18 protein-coding genes are annotated in these 19,195 nt (G+C 39.8%); 11 read left to right on the plus strand and 7 right to left on the minus strand.

Going from position 1 to position 19,195, the window contains the following annotated elements:
- Window positions 1-3: 3 nt before the first annotated feature.
- The 4 genes from HWV58_RS13780 to HWV58_RS13795 all read right to left on the minus strand — a co-directional run bounded on the left by HWV58_RS13780 (window position 4) and on the right by HWV58_RS13795 (window position 5,844).
- Window positions 4-3,735 carry a sensor histidine kinase gene (locus tag HWV58_RS13780; protein WP_175634665.1) on the minus strand — a complete coding sequence of 1,244 codons (3,732 nt, stop codon included), beginning with the start codon at window positions 3,733-3,735 and terminating at the stop codon, window positions 4-6.
- A gap of 88 nt (window positions 3,736-3,823) precedes the next feature.
- Window positions 3,824-4,705: an ACP S-malonyltransferase gene (gene fabD / locus HWV58_RS13785; protein ID WP_175634666.1), complete on the minus strand. Its 882-nt coding sequence runs from the start codon at window positions 4,703-4,705 to the stop codon at window positions 3,824-3,826.
- Window positions 4,706-4,785: 80 nt separating this feature from the next.
- Window positions 4,786-5,421: a GTP cyclohydrolase I FolE gene (gene folE / locus HWV58_RS13790; RefSeq protein WP_175634667.1), complete on the minus strand. Its 636-nt coding sequence runs from the start codon at window positions 5,419-5,421 to the stop codon at window positions 4,786-4,788.
- Between the two features lie 12 nt (window positions 5,422-5,433).
- Complete coding sequence (locus tag HWV58_RS13795; RefSeq protein WP_039477758.1) at window positions 5,434-5,844, minus strand: 6-pyruvoyl trahydropterin synthase family protein; 411 nt, start codon at window positions 5,842-5,844, stop codon at window positions 5,434-5,436.
- Between the two features lie 101 nt (window positions 5,845-5,945).
- Here HWV58_RS13795 and mqnB point away from each other — a divergent pair, with 101 nt between their 5' ends.
- Together mqnB and HWV58_RS13805 are read left to right on the plus strand one after the other, a co-directional pair.
- Window positions 5,946-6,569, plus strand: a complete 624-nt coding sequence (gene mqnB / locus HWV58_RS13800) for a futalosine hydrolase (RefSeq protein WP_175634668.1) — start codon at window positions 5,946-5,948, stop codon at window positions 6,567-6,569.
- Between the two features lie 40 nt (window positions 6,570-6,609).
- A complete protein-coding gene (locus tag HWV58_RS13805; protein WP_175634669.1) occupies window positions 6,610-7,458 on the plus strand; it encodes a menaquinone biosynthesis family protein in 849 nt (282 codons plus the stop codon).
- A gap of 68 nt (window positions 7,459-7,526) precedes the next feature.
- Here HWV58_RS13805 and HWV58_RS13810 read toward each other — a convergent pair whose 3' ends face one another.
- The 3 genes from HWV58_RS13810 to HWV58_RS13820 all read right to left on the minus strand — a co-directional run bounded on the left by HWV58_RS13810 (window position 7,527) and on the right by HWV58_RS13820 (window position 10,776).
- Window positions 7,527-8,222 (minus strand): response regulator transcription factor, encoded by a 696-nt coding sequence (locus HWV58_RS13810; RefSeq protein WP_175634670.1) that lies wholly within the window; start codon window positions 8,220-8,222, stop codon window positions 7,527-7,529.
- Between the two features lie 177 nt (window positions 8,223-8,399).
- Window positions 8,400-10,220, minus strand: coding sequence for a sensor histidine kinase (locus tag HWV58_RS13815; protein WP_175634671.1), 1,821 nt, complete (start codon window positions 10,218-10,220; stop codon window positions 8,400-8,402).
- Between the two features lie 190 nt (window positions 10,221-10,410).
- Window positions 10,411-10,776 (minus strand): DUF3127 domain-containing protein, encoded by a 366-nt coding sequence (locus HWV58_RS13820; protein WP_175634837.1) that lies wholly within the window; start codon window positions 10,774-10,776, stop codon window positions 10,411-10,413.
- Between the two features lie 71 nt (window positions 10,777-10,847).
- Between HWV58_RS13820 and HWV58_RS13825 the strand changes: the two genes are divergently transcribed.
- The 9 genes from HWV58_RS13825 to groL all read left to right on the plus strand — a co-directional run bounded on the left by HWV58_RS13825 (window position 10,848) and on the right by groL (window position 18,959).
- Window positions 10,848-12,026 carry a THUMP domain-containing class I SAM-dependent RNA methyltransferase gene (locus HWV58_RS13825; RefSeq protein ID WP_175634838.1) on the plus strand — a complete coding sequence of 393 codons (1,179 nt, stop codon included), beginning with the start codon at window positions 10,848-10,850 and terminating at the stop codon, window positions 12,024-12,026.
- Window positions 12,027-12,093: 67 nt separating this feature from the next.
- Entirely contained in the window at window positions 12,094-12,588 is a 495-nt protein-coding gene (locus HWV58_RS13830) for a hypothetical protein (protein ID WP_124558832.1), read from the plus strand.
- Window positions 12,589-12,902: 314 nt separating this feature from the next.
- Complete coding sequence (locus HWV58_RS13835; RefSeq protein ID WP_175634672.1) at window positions 12,903-13,184, plus strand: helix-turn-helix domain-containing protein; 282 nt, start codon at window positions 12,903-12,905, stop codon at window positions 13,182-13,184.
- 69 nt (window positions 13,185-13,253) lie between these two features.
- Complete coding sequence (locus HWV58_RS13840) at window positions 13,254-13,898, plus strand: HD domain-containing protein (RefSeq protein ID WP_175634673.1); 645 nt, start codon at window positions 13,254-13,256, stop codon at window positions 13,896-13,898.
- Between the two features lie 76 nt (window positions 13,899-13,974).
- Window positions 13,975-14,502, plus strand: a complete 528-nt coding sequence (locus HWV58_RS13845) for a hypothetical protein (RefSeq protein WP_175634674.1) — start codon at window positions 13,975-13,977, stop codon at window positions 14,500-14,502.
- 93 nt (window positions 14,503-14,595) lie between these two features.
- Entirely contained in the window at window positions 14,596-15,852 is a 1,257-nt protein-coding gene (locus tag HWV58_RS13850; protein ID WP_166208251.1) for a putative DNA modification/repair radical SAM protein, read from the plus strand.
- Between the two features lie 104 nt (window positions 15,853-15,956).
- Window positions 15,957-16,721: a TIGR03915 family putative DNA repair protein gene (locus tag HWV58_RS13855; RefSeq protein WP_175634675.1), complete on the plus strand. Its 765-nt coding sequence runs from the start codon at window positions 15,957-15,959 to the stop codon at window positions 16,719-16,721.
- 209 nt (window positions 16,722-16,930) lie between these two features.
- Window positions 16,931-17,221, plus strand: a complete 291-nt coding sequence (locus HWV58_RS13860; protein WP_010599229.1) for a co-chaperone GroES — start codon at window positions 16,931-16,933, stop codon at window positions 17,219-17,221.
- A 103-nt stretch (window positions 17,222-17,324) separates the two neighbouring features.
- The gene (groL, locus tag HWV58_RS13865; protein ID WP_175634676.1) at window positions 17,325-18,959 is read left to right on the plus strand and encodes a chaperonin GroEL; all 1,635 of its coding nucleotides are present in this window, start codon (window positions 17,325-17,327) and stop codon (window positions 18,957-18,959) included.
- Window positions 18,960-19,195 lie beyond the last annotated feature (236 nt).

Consider the following 19,195-nt stretch of genomic DNA (forward strand, 5'->3'; position numbering starts at 1 on the left):
TACTTAAGCCAAAGGGAAATTTAAATAAAACGTGGTTCCAAGGCCGCTTACTGAAGTAAATTTAACGGTACCGCCTGCGTTTTCTACAGCTTGTTTAACAAAAGCCAGCCCCAGGCCTGTACCCGATGATTTGGTGGTAAAATTGGGCACGAAGATTTTATCCTGCAAAGATGGCGGAATACCTTTTCCGTTATCCTTAATTTCGATATAAGCGTTTTTCGCATCCATGTAAACAATGATGGTTATGCAGCACAAAGTATCTTCATCAATGGCTTCGATTGCATTTTTGAGCAGATTATTAAAGGTACGCAACAGCTGATCGTGATCGGCCATGATTTCGATGTCCTTATCACTTTTGTTTAGCACATCAATGGTTACATTATCGGTACTTTTAAATACTTCTCGGGCCTGTTCAATAATGGGCAATAATAAAAGCCGCTCCAACTTGGTGTCGGGCATTTTAGCGAAATTAGAGAACTCAGAAGCGATTTTAGAAAGGCTATCAATCTGTTCGATAAACGATTTGCTGAATTTATTAAACTTCAGTTCAAAGTTCGGGTCTTTTTCTTTCCACGATTTTTCCAGTAACTGAACACCCAATTTGAGTGGAGTTAAGGGATTTTTAATTTCGTGCGCAACCTGCTTAGCCATTTCGCGCCAGGCGCTCTCGCGCTCTGAGCGGGCCAGCTTAAGGGCACTATCTTCTAATGCCGCAATCATGTTGTTGTATTCTTTAATTAACGAACCAATTTCATCGTGCCTGCGCCACACAATAGGCTCGTTACGCTGTCCTATTTTTGTCCGGCTGATACTCTCCTGAATAAACGTTAAAGGACTGGTAATCTGGTTAGCAAGAAAGATAGCCAATACCCCAATCGCAACGAAAACCAGTGCGTAAATATTGATCAGGTTACTGACAAAAAGGGCTATTTTATCGCTATATTCTTCTTCGTTCGAATAATTGGGCAGGCTTAGATAGGCGATTGTTTTATTTTGGGAATTACGTACAGGTGCATAGGCCGCAGCGTAGGTTAAACTTCCAATTTTCTCCTCAAGGTTAATAAACTCCGAGCGGTGCAGTCCATTTAAAGATATAAAGGCCAATGGCCCCATTTTCCGGCCAATAATTTTATAGCTATAAAGTTTCGGATAGGTGGTCATCATCAGGTTACCGTTCAAATCATACAAATTCAGGTCGGCATTGTTAATGTCGGCAAAGTTGTTAAAATCTGCTGCAGCGCTTTCATCGTTCGAAATCATACCGTTGTTAAAAACCTGCTTTTCGAAATTCTGCTGCACCTTCCTGATCTTATCTTTCAATATCGCATCCTGCTGCCCCCGGTATTCTTTATCCATATAGTAATAGGTTACCCAACCTACAATAACTAAAGTGGCCACAACCGATAGTACAATTACGACCTGAATACGTGTTTTATATAAGATTTTATTGGCATTGATCATTAACGACCGGTTAATACTGAACCAGCCAACTTTGTCGTCATCCAGGTTCTTAATCAGCCATATTAACCCGTAAAGCAGTAATGAGAAGATGATAAACACCAGGAAAAAGAAAGATAAAGCGGCTAAACGCTCCACATAATCTACCTTTGCCTTACTAATGACAACCATTTTACTTGCCGATGGCTTATAAATTAAATGGCTATAATGCAAACTATCGTCGCTAAGGGTAATAAAGTCATCCTTTTTACCTTTAAATAAACTGCCATCTAAAGGGAAAGTATAATTACCAGATTGGTTAAGCAATTTGTTATTGCTGTAGAAAGCAATAGAATAACCTCTGAAATCTTCGTCCTTTGCCTGTTTTTGATCTCCCAAAAGATCGGGCAGCCTGTTATTGTAATTGTAGGGTTTAGAGCGCAGCTCGATAATCAGCGTACCCAATAAATTACCATTATCAACCACCGAAATAATCCCGAAGTAATCCTGATAGCCAAAAGTATTGTTTACCTGATAGAAAAAGTTAGAACCATCAATTTTTACCGAACCCGCTTCAACCAGATTTTTATATTTATCAATTGGCGGGCTATCGGCATTACCCATTGCCGTACCTAACCTGTCGTATGGATAAATCTGCGAATCGTAGCGGCTTAGATAGCCATCGAGATAATCTTTAAGGTGGTTTTTAAGCACCGCGTAATTGGCTGTTTTATTTTGATTAAAGTACCGGGCTAAAAAGTCATCTTTAGCAATTTCATTGCCCAGCGATCCGAGTGCAATAATGGCATTCAAATCCTCCGACGATTGTATTTTACGCGCCATTGGTTCGCGCAAGTTCCTTTCCTTAATATCTTTAAAGCGGGTGTATTTGATAGAAGTATTAAAGGCCAGGCAGAAAAAAACAATGGCAAACATGCCAATCGAAAAATTACGCTCCTTTAAGTAAACAGCCCTAGCAACAATAAATAAAACGAGGGCAAAAACAATGAAAAAAGCATTAAAATCGAAAAACAGCTTATAAACAAATACTCCGGTAAACCCGATCAGGAAAATAATAATCCGCTCTTTGTTGGTTACGTTTAGCTGGCTGCTAACCGTCGCCGAAATTACAGTAATAAGGTAAATCTGGAACCAGGCCAGGCACAAAATCACAATCCCCACCCAACTGGTACCGCTAAGTTTTAAGATGTTTACGATATCAAAATTGATTCGGGAGTTAAAAATCAGCCCGAAGAAAATATCGTCGGTATCCCAAACAATCTTACCGATGAAAACCATTAAGGCAGCCTGGATAAACAAACCGACAACTTTATTGCGTTTAATCCAGCCCGGAAACTGATACTGTGCCTTGTGGTTGTACATAAACAACAGCAACCAGGTAATGGCAATTACATTGAGCAGAAAATCGCCAAGCGAAGGCATTAAAAAGCTATCGGCATATATTTTAGGATCGAAAAGATCTAAGGTAAAACGATGGTTAAACCAGCCGAAATACAAATCTGTTAATCGAAAGGCCAGAAAGAAAAAGAGCAGTAAAAAAGTGCCCCATGCAATATGCCCGCGCCTTGCAATAAACGAGGATAGGGAGTTAAAAAACATGCAGATACACAACATCCCCGCCACAAAAAGCCAAAGCTGGATGCCCGAATAATAGGTATCGGTATAGCCGGGTTTAACTTTTAGCCCGAATAAAAATTTATTATCGAGGCTTTTTATGGTGTAAACATCCTTATCGGTAAAAGATGCAAAGGTTAAAATCTTGGTATTGGATAACAGCGGATCGATATCGTTTTTAAAATACTGTGTTTCTTTAAAAGGATATTGAGACTGAATGGAGATGAGAAAAATAAAGCTAAAATTGCCCTGTATACTTTTAATTACTTCATACCATCCGTTTGAAAAGAACAGAACCGAACTGCCCTCTTTGATGGCGCTGGGGTCTATTTCTGAAACTTTATAGGTGCTCCAGAATTTAAGCTCGTTATTCTGATAGGTAAATAAGTTTATGCCGTTCTGCCTGCGGTACGATTCGATAAAATCTGTAGCATACTGAGGGTTTAAATGAAATTGTTTGGCTTTGGCTACCTCTTTCTTATTGGCTAAAAAATTTTCAACGGCTCTTTCTTTGGCCAAAAGGTTTTGCTGTATCTCGTTGGCATCATGATCGAGCAGTTCACTTTTGGTAGTAAAACGGCTTAAAGAAATGGAAGTTGCAATAAGGCAACAGCCTAAAACAAGCAATAGAAATCTTATTTTTACACCAAAGCTTATTTTCATCTACGGATAAAGATATTAAATATTGGTAAAAAACAACGCCATAAACTTTGGTTTATGGCGTCGGTATTATGTTTTAAGGAAATAAAAATTAAGCAATTGCAGCACTGCTGGTTTGCACTTCGCGGCTTACTTTTTTAACCAATCCCTGCAACACATTGCCCGGACCAACCTCAACAAATTCGGTTGCACCATCGGCAAGCATGTTCCCAACTGTTTGAGTCCAACGTACAGCACCGGTTAATTGTTTAATTAAATTTGCTTTAATTTCAGTTGGATCGGTATATGGCTTAGCATCAACATTTTGATATACCGGACAAACTGGTGCAGCAATATTAGTAGCTTCAATAGCAGCCTGTAGTTCAATTTTTGCCGGCTCCATTAACGGCGAGTGGAAAGCTCCACCTACGTTTAATTTTAAAGCTCTTTTTGCTCCGGCTTCAGTTAATTTAGCACAAGCCAAATCAATACCTTCAATGCTGCCCGAAATTACCAGCTGCCCCGGGCAGTTGTAATTTGCCGGTACAACAACGGCATCAATATCAGCACAAATTTGCTCTACAACCTCATCAGCCAGGCCTAAAATAGCCGCCATAGTAGAAGGTTGTGCTTCGCAGGCTTTCTGCATAGCATTAGCACGTGCAATAACCAGTTTTAAGCCATCTTCGAAACTTAGTGCATTTGCCGCAACTAAAGCCGAAAATTCGCCTAAAGAGTGACCAGCAACCATATCGGGTTTAAAATCGGCACCTAAAACTTTAGCCAAAATAACCGAATGCAAAAAAATTGCAGGTTGCGTTACCTTGGTTTGTTTAAGTTCCTCGTCGGTTCCGCCAAACATAATGTCGCTAATGCGGAAACCAATAATTTCGTTCGCTTTTTCAAATAATGCTGCAGCTTCAGGGTTTTCGTAAAGGTCTTTACCCATGCCTACAAACTGTGCTCCCTGTCCGGGAAAAATATATGCTTTCATATTGTTAGTTTAGCGTATCACGAAGCATTTAGCGTTTCTACGCTAAATGCTTCGTGACACTTTCTACTTGTTATCCTAAATTAATCTAAACTTGCTGTAATTAACCTCAAAAACTCAGCCCTTGTTTTATCGTTACTTAAAAAAGTACCGGTAAAGGCCGATGTAGTGGTTACTGAATTCTGCTTTTGTACGCCGCGCATAGCCATACACAAGTGCCTGCACTCCATTACTACTGCAACCCCCATTGGGCTTAAGGTATTTTGGATACAATCCCTGATTTCGTTGGTTAAACGCTCCTGTACCTGTAGACGGCGTGCGAAAGCATCAACCACACGGGGAATTTTGCTTAAGCCAACAATATGTCCGTTAGGGATATAGGCAATATGCGCTTTTCCAAAAAACGGCAGCATGTGGTGTTCGCACATCGAATATACTTCAATATCTTTTACTACAACCATTTGGCTGTAATCCTCTTCGAACATTGCCGATTTTAAAATCTCATCGGGTTTTAAGTCGTAGCCGTGTGTTAAATATTGTAAGGCTTTTGCCACACGCTCTGGGGTTTTCAATAAACCTTCGCGCTCAGGGTTTTCGCCTAAATGACCCAGAATATCTTTATAATGTGTAGCTACAGCTTCTATTTTATCATCGTTATAACGGTCTATTTTTACATAACCATCTATCGATTCGCCTTTTAATACGTCTTTATCGCTCATTAATGTAGGTTTTTAGCCAAAGTATTCAACATAATTGTTTTCAGTTTCGTAGATTTTTACGCAATGTAAAATTGCACCGCTTTCTGCAATTGGTGCCCACAACTGTTTCCAGATTTCGATTGCCAGATTTTCGGTTGAGGCCAGTTTGCCTTTCATAAAATCGACATCAAGGTTTAAGTTCTTATGATCTACCTTATCTACAACATAATTATTCATTACATCTTTTAACCATTTCAGGTCAACAAGGAAACCCGTTTCGGGATTAACTTCGCCTTTAACGGTAACGTATAACCAATAGTTATGGCCGTGCCAGTTTGGATTGGCGCACTTGCCATAAACCTCACTATTTTTATCATCATCCCAATCGGTTCGGGCCAGCTTATGCGCTGCGTTAAATGATGCTTTTCTCGTTATGTAAATCATTACTATAAAATAAACCGCAAATATACTGATAAAGCATTAAGCCTAAACACCAAAGCTTAAAGAAACCAAAGTTTATCGAAACAAAGCCTTAAATTTACACTATGAAAACTTTAGTTGTTGCAGCCACAAAGGCCGAACTTTCTTACTTTTATCAGCATTTTAATTTACCGGAAGGCGATTTTGTAGAAAGCAAAAATTTTGATTTGCTGATTACCGGAGTGGGTATGGTGGCAACAGCTTTCGCATTGGGCAGGCACCTATCGCACAAATATACCCTGGTGATAAATTTCGGTATAGCAGGTTGTTTTAACCGCAATATTGAGTTGGGAACGGTATTGAATATTACTGAAGATACCTTTGCCGAATTGGGTGCCGAAAGTGGCGACGATTTTTTAACCATTACCGATCTGGGCTTTGGCGATAACCATTACACTTCGCGCGGCCAGCATAAAATAGATTTGCCCCAGGCTAAAGGCATTACCATGAATTGTGTTACGGGAAGTGAAAAAAGCATTAAACATTTGGTAGAACGCTTAAGTCCCACAACCGAAAGCATGGAAGGTGCAGCCGTTTTTTATGCCTGCAAACAGCTCCATATCGATTGCCTGCAAATCAGAAGCATATCCAATTATGTTGAACCACGCAATAAAGACAACTGGAAAATAGGACTTTCTATTAAAAACCTGAACGACTGGGCCATTGCTTTTATTGGAGAAATGAACTGAGCATGACGGATTAGTTTACCACAGTAGTTAATTTTGATTTATGAAACTTACCCTTGGCTTTTCGCCCTGCCCTAACGATACTTTTATTTTCGACGCTTTAATTCACCATAAAATTGATACCGAAGGTTTAGAATTTGAGGTTTATTACGATGATGTGGAAACGCTGAACCAGAAAGCACTAAAGGGCGAATTAAATATCACCAAATTAAGTTTTCATGCTTTTGCATATGTGGCCAATCAATATGCCTTACTCGATGCCGGCAGCGCTCTGGGCTTCGGCGTTGGCCCGCTGTTGATCAGTAAAAACCATTTTCAAGGCGAAAATGATCCGGCACTCCGTAATCCTGATGCAGGGCTTAAAGTAGGTATACCGGGCAAATATACTACTGCAAATTTCCTGCTGGGCATTGCCTACCCCGAGTTACAGAACAAACAGGAGCTGGTATTTTCTGAAATCGAATCGGCCTTGCTCGAAGAAAAGATTGATTTAGGCTTGATTATACACGAAAACAGGTTTACTTATCAGGACAAGGGTCTGAACAAAATTATAGATCTTGGTGATTACTGGGAAAAACTAACGGGCTGTGCCATTCCTTTAGGCGGTATTGTAATTAACCGTAACCTCGATCGCGAGGTACAATTAAAAGTAAACCGCTTAATCAGGCAATCGGTAGAATATGCCTTTGCACATCCAAAATCGAGTATCGATTTTATTCGTGAGCATGCCCAGGCCATGGAAGAAAGCGTAATGTACAAACACATTGAACTTTATGTAAACAAATACAGCATTAACCTGGGCGAAGAAGGCCGTAAAGCGGTTGATACTTTGTTTAAACTGGCTCAGGAAAGAGGAATTATTCCGGCCATTGAGAAAAACTTATACTTATAGGTTAAACGTTGGAAAGTTGAAACGTTCTAATATTCAACTTTCCAGCGTTACAACATTTCAAATGTTTCCTAATTCACCAATAACTTATAACCTTTTCCGTGTACATTAATAATTTCTACAGCCGGATCGGCGCGCAGATATTTCCGCAGTTTGCTTAAAAACACATCCATACTGCGACCATTAAAGTAATTGTCGTCATGCCAGATACTCAATAAAGCCTCTTCACGGGTTAACACGGTATTCTTTTTCAGGCACAACAAACGCAACAACTCTGCTTCTTTGGTAGAAAGTTTTTGCTGAAGATCGTTACTGGTAATAATCTGTGTGGTATAATCGAAATGATACTGGCCAATAGAAAACTGTGTTTCTGCCGATTCATCAGCACTATCGGTTTTATTGGCTACACGTTTAAACATGGCGTTTATGCGCAACAAAAGCTCTTCAATACGGAAAGGTTTGGTAATGTAATCATCGCCTCCCAAATCGTATGCTGCTGCCTTATCTTCCAGCATGGTCTTAGCAGTTGCAAAAATAATAGGCACATGCGCATTGGCCTTTCTAATATCTTTACCTAAGGTGAAGCCATCCTTCTTGGGCATCATTACATCTAAAATGCATAAATCGAAGCTTTGCTTGCCAAAAGCCCGCAGCCCTTCTTCACCGTCAGTGCATAGCACTACATCAAATTTACCCTTTAGCTGTAAATAGTCCTGCAATAATAAACCTAAGTTTGGATCGTCTTCTACCAGAAGTATTTTCTTCATTTTCTTAATTTTATTCACATATGTAGCGTTACCTACACTGAAAGTTTGATTCGAAATCTGCATAACGGTTTAATTTATACGTAACTTTAAATTAATACGCTACTATATTAAGTAAATTAAACCTGTTCTATTTTAATGTATCGATAAAGCAAGCTTTTGTACCGATGGTTAACAGCTTTATAAAGGTAACGATATTTCGAATGTAGTTCCTTTATCTTTTTCGCTACTTACTTTAACGGTTCCGTTTAATTTTTTAATGATATCCTGAACGTAATTCAGCCCCAGGCCAAAGCCTTTAACATCGTGTAGGTTACCCGTAGGCACCCTGTAAAACTGATCGAAAATGCGTTTAGCCTGTTCTTTAGTCATGCCTATACCCTTATCTGCAATTTCGATAATTAAATGCTTGCCGGTATTGCGCGTGCTAATGGTTATATCAGGCGTATCAGTACTGTATTTATTGGCATTATCGATCAGGTTATAAATTACATTCGATAAATGCAGCTCATCGCCAAAAACAGTGGCATTTTCGGCATTGGTATTTACGGTTATTACTGCATTTCTTTTTTGCAGCTGCAATTCCATACTATCCAGAACAATCATAATCAGATCGTTCATATCCACCTCGGTATTTTCCATATTAAGTTCGCCTTTTTCCAGCCTGGCAATACTTAAAACCCGCTCAATATGGCTACCCAGCCTAACATTCTCATCGTATATAATACCTGCCAGCCTTTTTAGCCTCGCTTTATCTTCGGTTACCTCGGGGTCTCTTAAAGCCTCGCTGGCAATCATAATGGTGGCCACAGGCGTTTTAAACTCGTGGGTCATGTTGTTGATGAAATCTGTTTTCATCTCCGAAATTTTCTTTTGCTTTAGAATGGCATACAGCGTATAAGAAAAGATAAAAACCAGCACCAGCAGCAAGCCAACTGATGAAGCCAGGGTTGCACTTAAATTAGAAACAATGGCCGAGTTTTTATCAGGGAAGCTCACAAAGAGCATTCCCGGATCACGAAAAATATCGTTTCCGAAAAGTGGTATTTTGTAGGTATTTCCGGGTAAAAACTCTCCTTTTACGTTCGAAGCCGTCATAAAGATCGTCGAGTCTTTTTTGGCCAGCGAAACACGGTATGAAGGTGCAAGGGTAATGTTATTGGCCAAAAGCTCTGCCCGCAAAATACTGCCTAACGAATCGAAATTAATGCGTTTATAAATGGGAACATTGGTTTCCTGCAATTCTTTCGATACATCTTCAACCATGCTTAAGCGGTTGTAAGAGAAGGTGTCTTTGCCTAAGGCTGCAATTTTCAGTTCGAGCTTTTTCTTGGCGATTTCATCATCACGCTTAAATTTTTTATCTAAATCAGTCGGGATTTTGGGCACATTGGCAAAACCCGGACTACCATCCCTCGGATCGAAAACCAGATACCGTAAAGTATCGGGCAAATTTTGTAAGCTTTTAAACTCGAATGCTTTGGGTGGAGCAGAAAAAGGCTTGCTGCGCATGCTATAGCCCTTTAATATCAAACTTTTGATATCAATAAACGCATCCATCTGCAAATCGAGCTTATCGCCGTTTTTGGATGTTAAGGAGGTATATTCCCTTTCCGAAATTACATTGGGCGCACGGTATGATACCCTGATAATACTATCCTGTTGGTTGAGGTAAGCTTCAATCTGGTTTTCTCTTTCTGCCTGACGCAGTTCTGCTTCCTGCACATATTGCTGCCGCAGGTCTTTAATATCAAGGGTGCGTTGCCTCGAATCTTGAATTTGCTTAAGCTTATTTTCGGCATCTTTCCGGTTAAGGTGATCGGCAACGTTTCTCCGCTGAATTTTATTCACCACGGTAGAAAGTGTTTGGTTTACCTGTTCGTCAAAAAGCTGGGATTTTAGTTTATAGGACTCCCGGATGTAATACAATTGCATTACAAACACACCGAGCAGCGCCACTGTCATTAAAACAGTAATTAACCAAAAACTTCTTTTCTTCATGAATAAGTTTCGTAACCTGGAATAAAAAACCGAAAATGAGTTATTAAAAACCCTTCAGTTTATCAAAAATACTTATTAACAGCGCCAAATGCGTGTTTTTAACATATTTTAACAGCAGGGTTAAAAAAAAATGCCGGGGCATAGGCCCCGGCATTGGTTCAAAATTGTTTGCTTAAAAAAGATTCTTTATTTAGAAAGGCAAATCATCATCCTCGCCTGGTGCATTACTTACATCAACCGGAGCTGCATAAGCTGGAGCGCCTGCTGCCGGAGCACCTGCAACTGCATTGATGCGCCAGATAACCAAACTGTTAAAATATGATGTTTTACCTGTTTTATCTGTCCATGGACGGCCACGTAAATTAAAGAAAACCTCTACCTCGTCGCCAGTTTTAAATGTATCTAATAATGCAGTTTTATCTTGTAAAGCCTCAAAACGGATATATTCTGGATATGTTGGATTTTCTGCGTATTCTACTATTAAATCACGTTTTTTAAACGTTTCACTTACTTGTTGTGTGGCACCTATTTCGTGTACTTTTCCTTTAATTTCCATACCTAATACTAATAATGTACTTATAAACATCAAATCTCTATAATTTTATTGATAACTTCGCATATATTATGATGCAAGTTTTCCACAATAAAAGCAAGGTAATTATTACCTGCAACAAGCGCCTTTCACCCTATTTACAAGAAGAAGTTAAGGCTTTAGGCTACACTATCGAAAGAGCTTTTCCAACAGGTGTTGAGCTCAATATTACCGTTACGGAGTGTATAAAGCTAAATTTGAACTTGCGTTGCGCCAGTCAGATCTTATATTCGATCAAAAATTTTAAGGCCGTTACGCCCGATGATTTATACAACGAAATTAAAGCCATTGAGTGGGAAGAACTGATCGATTTTGCCGGTTATTTCTCCGTTACTTCAAATGTGGATAACCCAAATATTACCACGCCTCTTTTTGCCAATCTGAAAGTAAAAGATGCCATTGTAGACCGACTGAAAGAGAAAAAAGGTATCCGCCCAAATTCCGGATCAGACGTAAACAAAGCGGTGGTGCATTTATACTGGAAAGATGCCGAAGCCAATGTTTTTATTGATACCTCGGGAGAAACCCTGGCCAAACACGGCTACCGTAAAATACCGGGCAAAGCACCAATGCTCGAAGCCCTGGCTTCGGGTGTAATTTATGCCACCAACTGGGATAAAAAATCGCCATTTATTAACCCCATGTGTGGTTCGGGTACTTTGGCCATCGAGGCAGCCCTGATTGCTACGAACCGTGCCCCCGGACTTTACCGCATGAATTATGCTTTTATGCACATTCTGGGTTATAACGAGGAAGTGTTTTTTGCAGAGCGCAGGTTATTAAAAGATCAGGTGATTAAAAATATCGATATCAAAATCGTAGCTTCCGATCTTTCAGAGGATGCTGTTGAAGTAACACGCAGAAATGCAAAAACAGCTGGCGTAGATACTTTAATCGAATTCGAAGTTTGCGATTTTGAGCTTACCCCAGTGCCCGAAGATGGTAAAGGAGCAGTGGTGTTTAACCCCGAATATGGCGAGCGTTTAGGTGTGCACAGTAAATTAGAACTTACCTATAAGCGCATGGGCGATTTCATGAAAACAAAATGTAAGGGCTATTCTGGTTATATTTTCACCGGAAATCCTGATCTTGCTAAAAAAATAGGCTTAAAAGCTGCTAAAAAAGTTGAATTTTATAATGGTAAATTAGACTGCAGGTTATTGGAATACGAATTGTATGATGGCTCGAAAAGGGCTCCAAAAACAGAAGACTAGTCTTTTTCCCTGAAAATTAATATATTACACGCTCTTACGTTCCATAACGTAACCAATTTTAAAGAATATGGAATTCGATGACATGGATCATATGCCCGAATGGGAGCATTTTAGCCGCTTTGGCCGGGATGATGAGGATGAAGAAAATCTATCGTCTGATGATGCCGAAAAAGTGAGGTTAAAAGTATCCAGGGCTAAGAACTTATATAACCAGGCCCGGGCAGTATATAAATATGCTGCCCTGTTCTGCGAAACTCTGGAAGGCGAAATGGCCGAAATGACCGCCAATTTAATTATGCAGAATGCGCTGATGCTTTGCCCTAAAATTGTGGGGGCCGAGGGGGCAGATATGTATATTTTACGCATGGAAAACGCTTCCATTATCAGAACCAACTGCCGCGAACTCGAAACACAGGTAAGGGCCGCAGATATGTTTGGGATCTGTACGCCCGAATACAAGGACATTGTTCTGGCCGAAATCGAAAAATTCCGCTTATTGTTTATCGAGTGGGTTAAATATTTCGAAAAAGACGAATTTGAAGACGATTGGGGTTTATATTAAACAAAACCACCTGTCCATTCAAATCTACTCTTTCACATCCCCTATCATCAGTCCCTCAATAATCTCAGTACCGCTATCTCATTAACACGACCTCGTCCCTACAACGCCTCAAACCACTCACCCAAAACCAAGCTACCTGATTATCAGCAACACAACAGCAACCAAAACTTTTTCAAAATCTAATTGTTGCTAATAATAAGTTGCCTCTCCACTTAACGTAATTCCTAATAGTGCTAAAAAATCACTTTTTAGAAAACTATTGGTTTATAACTTTCGTAAATGAGAAGAGAAACGTTAAAATTTAACACCTGTTTATGGAAAATACACTGGCATCAAAGACAAAGAATGTTGCAGGAAATATTAGAAAAATTAGAGAATACAGAGACTATACTCAGGATTACCTTGCAGCAAAACTCAAGATATCTCAAAACGCTTATAGTAAAATAGAACTTGGCTATAGTAAACTAACTATCGATCGCCTGTTCCAGATTGCTGCAATTTTAGAAGTAGAGGTACCGCACCTGTTAACGCTTAACCACAACGATCTCATCAAAATTATTGCTGATGATGAGCGCAGGGCCGCTGCAGTGGGTTAGCCATCCGCTGTTGATATCATTTATTTTTCCCGCCAGATAATTCCAATACCTTTGGAAAAATTTAGCACAATGCAGCAATCTATTGAGAAAACCATCGATTTTGTAAAAAAAACTTTAGCGAATGCAGAAGCAGGGCACGACTGGTTTCACATTGAAAGGGTTTTTGAAACCGCAAAAACCATCAATCAGCAAGAAAACGGTAACGAACTCGTTGTTGCTTTTGCAGCTTTGCTTCATGATATTGCCGACCCAAAGTTTAACCATGGTGACGAAGAATTAGGGCCTAACATCGCTGCATCTTTCCTCGAATCGATTGCTGTTGATCCCGAAATTATTAGCCATGTTAAACTGATTATCCAGAACATGTCGTTCAAAAACAGCTTTGATGCTGGCGGTTTTACCTCTAAGGAAATGCAGATTGTTCAGGATGCCGACCGTTTAGATGCTATTGGTGCCATAGGCATTGCCAGGGCTTTTACTTACGGTGGTTTTAAAAACAGGGTGCTTTACGATCCGGCTATCCCACCCGAAGAGCACCTCAGCAAAGAGAGTTACAAAAACACAACTGCGCCCACCATCAATCACTTTTACGAAAAACTACTGCTTTTAAAAGATCTGATGAATACCGAAACCGGTAAAGTTATGGCAACTGAAAGGCACAATTTTATGCTGCTTTATTTAGAACATTTTTATAAAGAGTGGTCGGGCAAGTAACCGCCTGCGACAAAATACCTAGAACTAAGTATTTCAAAGGCGTGCATCCCGGCTTAACTTTACAAAAATTCATGTCATGCACGTCTATAAACTAAAATATCACAAAAACAATGTGATGCTTATTGCTATGATTGGCTTTCCCCTGCTTTTCATTTCGTTAGTGATGTACTGCATTTTTGGTTTATTTACCTCACTCTCAGAAGGGATGATGTTAATGCTGGTTTCCCTATCCATAGTTTCGATGGCACTTATGCTCTTCTGGGTAACTAAAGCGCTTGTCTTTGTGCGCAGCGAGGTATTAATCGGTGATGATGGCATTGGCTTTAAATTAAAAAGTACTTCTTTACTATACCGCCGGACAGATTTTTTTTCGGGCTGGGAAAATGTTAGCCGCGTAACCGAAGTGTTCGATAGCAATAATGGCGGTTATTATTATCAGATCGAATTTAAGAACCCAAACTTTGTAGCTAATTTTAATCCCGTACACGATCTGGAAGCCGAAGCCGATCGCTTCTTTTCAGAACTGGAACATTATCAGGAAAATTACCACATCGGAAGTCAATTACAGCTGAATGGCAAATTACTGCCTTCAAACAGCTTTTAATTAATATTCCCGAACAGAATAGGATTATCGCCACTCAAAATACTAATATTTTTAGTTTTTAACTATCTTTGTTAGTATTAAAACATCTACCCTATGTCTGACCGGATTCGTGAAAAGCTGAATATTCTTGCTGACGCCGCTAAATATGATGTTTCTTGTTCATCAAGCGGCGGCACAAGAAAAAACGACAATAAAGGCCTTGGCAACAGCCATGTATCGGGCATTTGCCATACCTATACCGAAGATGGCAGGTGCGTATCCCTGCTAAAAATCCTGCTTACCAACCACTGCATCTACGATTGTTTGTTCTGTGTTTCGCGAAAAAGCAACGACATCAAGCGCGCGGCTTTTACCGTTGATGAAGTGGTAGACCTAACCATGAACTTTTACCGGCGTAATTATATTGAAGGATTGTTTTTAAGCTCAGGAATCTTTAAAAATGCCGATTTTACAATGGAACGTTTACTACTTGTGGTAAAGAAACTGCGTTTAGAACAAAACTACAATGGTTATATTCACCTAAAAACCATCCCTGGTGCCAGCGATGAGTTAATTAAAGAAGCGGGCTTATATGCCGACAGGATGAGCATCAATTTAGAAATGCCTACTGAAGCAGGCCTGAAACTGCTCGCCCCCGAAAAAAACCATGCCGATGTAATTAAGCCGCTCGAATTTGTACAAAAGCAGATTACCCAGTTTTCGGCCGATAAAAAACTGATTAAGCATATTCCGAAATTCGTACCTGCCGGGCAAAGCACCCAAATGGTTATCGGTGCAACACCAGAAAGTGATAAGGACATTATGTACACCGCAAATGCCTTTTATAAAAACTTCTCGCTAAAAAGAGTGTACTATTCGGGTTATGTGCCCATTAGCAACGACAGCCGTATGCCGGTTCTAGGCACGCAACCGCCATTATTAAGAGAAAACCGCCTGTACCAAACCGATTGGCTGATGCGCTTCTACGGCTTTAAGGTTCAGGAAATTTTAAACGATGCCAACCCAAACCTTGATGTTGATATCGACCCAAAATTGAGCTGGGCCATCCGCAACATGCAACATTTTCCGGTTGATATTAATCAGGCCGATTATAAAATGATTTTGCGCGTTCCGGGGATTGGGGTAATGTCGGCCCAAAAAATTGTTCAGGCCCGCAAGTTTGGAAAACTGAGGATTGACCAACTGAAGAAAATTGGCATTGCCTACAATAAAGCACGGCATTTTATAGTTTGTGCCGATAGCCCTTATCAGTTAAGAGATTATCAGGGCACACAGATTAAAGCTTTTATCCTGGCCGAAAGTAAAAGCAAATATTTAAAAACAGATAATAATCAGATGCTTTTGTTTTAAAAACCATTGCCGTCATTTCGAGCGAAGTGCAACGAAGTCGAGAAATCTCCTGTAGATCTCTCCATTACGCTGCGCTCAGTCGAGATGACAATTTTTTTATAATAATGATCTACATCTTCGACGGTTCCCTACCCGGACTCTTAACAGCAGTTTTCGAATGGTTTGAACGCAAACCCGGCAAGGTTGTGCTCAAATCAATCGAAATGTTTCAGCCCGAAGCCTTTGCCGAAAGTTTTACGGTGATCACCGATACTTCTAAAGCCGACCGCGTTTGGCTGGGGCTTCAAAAGAAACTGACGAAAGCAGGGTTGCGCAAATTTTACTGCAGTTATTTATCCGAAATCCCGGATGCCTATAACCACCTCTTCCATTTTTCGGTTTATATTTTTAAGCAGGCCGCTGGTGCAGAGGGCAATTATGGCAACGAACATGTAATGGCGCTTGCTAAATATGCCAAAAGTGTAGAACGGGAGAAACACCGGATGGAGGCCTTTATCCGCTTTCAAAAAACGGGTGATGGTTTATTTTATGCCAGTATTGATCCCGATTTTAATGTGCTGCCCTTAATTTCCAACCATTTTAAAAACCGTTATGCCGACCAGCAATGGATAATTTATGATTTAAAACGCAAATATGGTTTACACTACAATTTAGATGCAGTAACTGAAATCACAATAGGTTTTGCCGAAGGGATTAACAAGCAAAAACCTGCGCCTGCACTGATGGACGAAAATGAAGCGCTTTATGCGGCCCTTTGGAAAGATTATTTTAAAAGTGCTAACATTGTAGCCAGAAAAAACACAAAATTACATGTGCAACATGTACCTAAAAGATATTGGAAGTACCTAACAGAGAAAACTTACGAATAAATTGACCAAATTCCGGAACAAGGGGGCAAACCTTAATTTCCGGGCTTAAAAAACCAGAACTTACTGCCATGCTGACACGCCCACAAGCAATTAGCATGAAAAGTTTGACAGTTTGGTGAAAATTTGTCCCTGAAAACCTATTGGCATAAAAAGTGTTAATTGTATGCCTAGTTAAAAAACAAAATCAAAATAAAAAAATAATAAAAGTTATGGCGTTAAACCTTAAACCAATTGCTGGCAGTTCGAACAGAGTAATAGTTGAACCGGCTGCAGCAGAAGAAAAAACTGCATCAGGTTTGTATATCCCTGATACTGCTAAAGAAAAACCATCTAAAGGAACTGTAGTTTCTGTTTCTGAAGAAGATGCTGAAGGTAAAAAAGCTAGCGTAAAAGTTGGCGATGTTGTAATTTATGGTAAATACGGCGGTACTGAGTTCCCTTACGAAGGTAAAGATTACCTGATTATGCGCGAAACTGATATCTACGCGGTTGTAGGATAGATAATTGAAATGTTGCAACGTTAAAACGTTGTAATGTTTATATAAACCGGAAGATTGAAATGTTTCAACCTTTCAACATTAAAACTTTAAAATATTCTTAAAAATGTCTAAACAAGTAAAATATAACGTAGAAGCACGCGATGCCCTGAAAAGAGGTGTTGATATTCTTGCAAATGCAGTAAAAGTAACCTTAGGTCCAAAAGGACGTAACGTAATTATCGATAAAAAATTCGGTTCACCAGCAATCACCAAAGATGGTGTTACTGTTGCTAAAGAAATCGAATTGAAAGATGCAGTTGAGAACATGGGTGCTCAAATGGTGAAAGAAGTAGCTTCTAAAACAGCTGATATTGCAGGTGATGGTACTACTACTGCTACTGTTTTAGCTCAGGCTATCATTACTACCGGTATTAAAAACGTTGCTGCTGGTGCAAACCCAATGGATTTAAAACGTGGTATCGATAAAGCTGTTGCTGCTGTTGTAGAAAACTTAAAAACTCAATCACAAACTGTTGGTGAGGATAACAACAAAATTAAACAGGTTGCTTCTATCTCAGCTAACAACGACGAGGTAATTGGTGCTTTAATTGCTGAAGCCATGAGCAAAGTAGGTAAAGATGGTGTAATTACTGTTGAAGAAGCAAAAGGTACTGAAACTGAAGTAAAAACTGTAGAAGGTATGCAATTCGACAGAGGTTATTTATCTCCTTACTTCGTTACCAATGCAGATAAAATGGAAGCTGAATTAGACAGCCCTTACATTTTAATCTACGATAAAAAAATCAGCAACATGAAAGAATTGTTGCCGGTTTTAGAAAAAACTGTTCAAACTGGTAAACCATTGGTAATCATTTCTGAAGATTTAGATGGCGAAGCTTTAGCTACTTTGGTAGTAAACAAAATCCGTGGTTCACTGAAAGTTGTAGCGGTTAAAGCTCCAGGTTTCGGCGACAGAAGAAAAGCAATGTTAGAAGACATCGCTATTTTAACTGGCGGTACTGTTATTTCCGAAGAAAGAGGTTACAAATTAGAAAATGCTGATTTAACTTACCTTGGTTCTGCTGAGAAAGTTGTTGTTGACAAAGACAATACAACTGTAATTAACGGTGCTGGTAACACTGACGATATTAAAGCTCGTGTTAACCAGATTAAAGCGCAAATCGAAACTACTACTTCTGATTACGATAAAGAAAAATTACAAGAGCGTTTGGCTAAATTAGCTGGCGGTGTTGCAGTACTTTACGTTGGTGCAGCAAGTGAGGTTGAAATGAAAGAGAAAAAAGACCGTGTTGATGATGCTTTACATGCAACCCGTGCGGCTGTAGAAGAAGGTATTGTTGCTGGTGGTGGTGTTGCTTTCATCCGCGCTGTAGCTTCTATCGCTGATTTAAAAGGTGCTAACGAAGATGAAAACACTGGTATCCAGATCATCCGTCGTGCAATTGAAGAGCCATTACGTCAGATTTGCGAAAACGCAGGTATCGAAGGTTCTATCGTAGTACAAAAAGTTAAAGAAGGTACTGCTGATTTTGGTTACAATGCACGTACCGGTGCTTACGAAAACTTAATTGGTGCCGGTGTTATCGACCCAACTAAAGTAAGCCGTGTAGCTTTAGAAAACGCAGCATCTATTGCCGCAATGTTATTAACCACAGAAGTTGTTTTAGCAGATGAGCCTGAAGAAGGTGGTGCTCCAATGCCTCCAATGGGCGGCGGCGGTATGGGTGGTATGATGTAATACCCATCCATAACGAAACGATTTCGTGTAAAAATATGCCCTCAAGGAGATAAAGCCTTGGGGGTTTTTTATGCCCTTTCGCCGCGCAAAACCAGATTTAACAAGGGTTATAACCTGCTCATTTAGTTAATGTTGGTGTAAAATTTTGCGGATGTAATGCAAAAATTACGTTCTTTGCACCGAATATTTATTGACGCGTCTTACGTCTGAATCCAGCCCTGGAAACAGATTAAGCA

The organism is Pedobacter ghigonis (assembly GCF_903166585.1).
In the GTDB taxonomy this organism is placed as follows: domain Bacteria; phylum Bacteroidota; class Bacteroidia; order Sphingobacteriales; family Sphingobacteriaceae; genus Pedobacter; species Pedobacter ghigonis.

Bases quoted from the DNA above. Each gene is read 5' to 3' on its own strand.
- HWV58_RS13860 (WP_010599229.1), top strand. From the start codon at position 16,931: ATGGCGTTAAACCTTAAACCAATTGCTGGCAGTTCGAACAGAGTAATA.
- mqnB (WP_175634668.1), top strand. From the start codon at position 5,946: ATGAAAACTTTAGTTGTTGCAGCCACAAAGGCCGAACTTTCTTACTTT.
- folE (WP_175634667.1), bottom strand. From the start codon at position 5,421: ATGAGCGATAAAGACGTATTAAAAGGCGAATCGATAGATGGTTATGTA.
- HWV58_RS13830 (WP_124558832.1), top strand. From the start codon at position 12,094: ATGGAATTCGATGACATGGATCATATGCCCGAATGGGAGCATTTTAGC.
- HWV58_RS13855 (WP_175634675.1), top strand. From the start codon at position 15,957: ATGATCTACATCTTCGACGGTTCCCTACCCGGACTCTTAACAGCAGTT.
- groL (WP_175634676.1), top strand. From the start codon at position 17,325: ATGTCTAAACAAGTAAAATATAACGTAGAAGCACGCGATGCCCTGAAA.
- HWV58_RS13780 (WP_175634665.1), bottom strand. From the start codon at position 3,735: ATGAAAATAAGCTTTGGTGTAAAAATAAGATTTCTATTGCTTGTTTTA.
- HWV58_RS13815 (WP_175634671.1), bottom strand. From the start codon at position 10,220: ATGAAGAAAAGAAGTTTTTGGTTAATTACTGTTTTAATGACAGTGGCG.
- HWV58_RS13805 (WP_175634669.1), top strand. From the start codon at position 6,610: ATGAAACTTACCCTTGGCTTTTCGCCCTGCCCTAACGATACTTTTATT.
- HWV58_RS13850 (WP_166208251.1), top strand. From the start codon at position 14,596: ATGTCTGACCGGATTCGTGAAAAGCTGAATATTCTTGCTGACGCCGCT.
- HWV58_RS13845 (WP_175634674.1), top strand. From the start codon at position 13,975: ATGCACGTCTATAAACTAAAATATCACAAAAACAATGTGATGCTTATT.
- HWV58_RS13795 (WP_039477758.1), bottom strand. From the start codon at position 5,844: ATGATTTACATAACGAGAAAAGCATCATTTAACGCAGCGCATAAGCTG.
- fabD (WP_175634666.1), bottom strand. From the start codon at position 4,705: ATGAAAGCATATATTTTTCCCGGACAGGGAGCACAGTTTGTAGGCATG.
- HWV58_RS13820 (WP_175634837.1), bottom strand. From the start codon at position 10,776: ATGGAAATTAAAGGAAAAGTACACGAAATAGGTGCCACACAACAAGTA.
- HWV58_RS13810 (WP_175634670.1), bottom strand. From the start codon at position 8,222: ATGAAGAAAATACTTCTGGTAGAAGACGATCCAAACTTAGGTTTATTA.
- HWV58_RS13840 (WP_175634673.1), top strand. From the start codon at position 13,254: ATGCAGCAATCTATTGAGAAAACCATCGATTTTGTAAAAAAAACTTTA.
- HWV58_RS13835 (WP_175634672.1), top strand. From the start codon at position 12,903: ATGGAAAATACACTGGCATCAAAGACAAAGAATGTTGCAGGAAATATT.
- HWV58_RS13825 (WP_175634838.1), top strand. From the start codon at position 10,848: ATGCAAGTTTTCCACAATAAAAGCAAGGTAATTATTACCTGCAACAAG.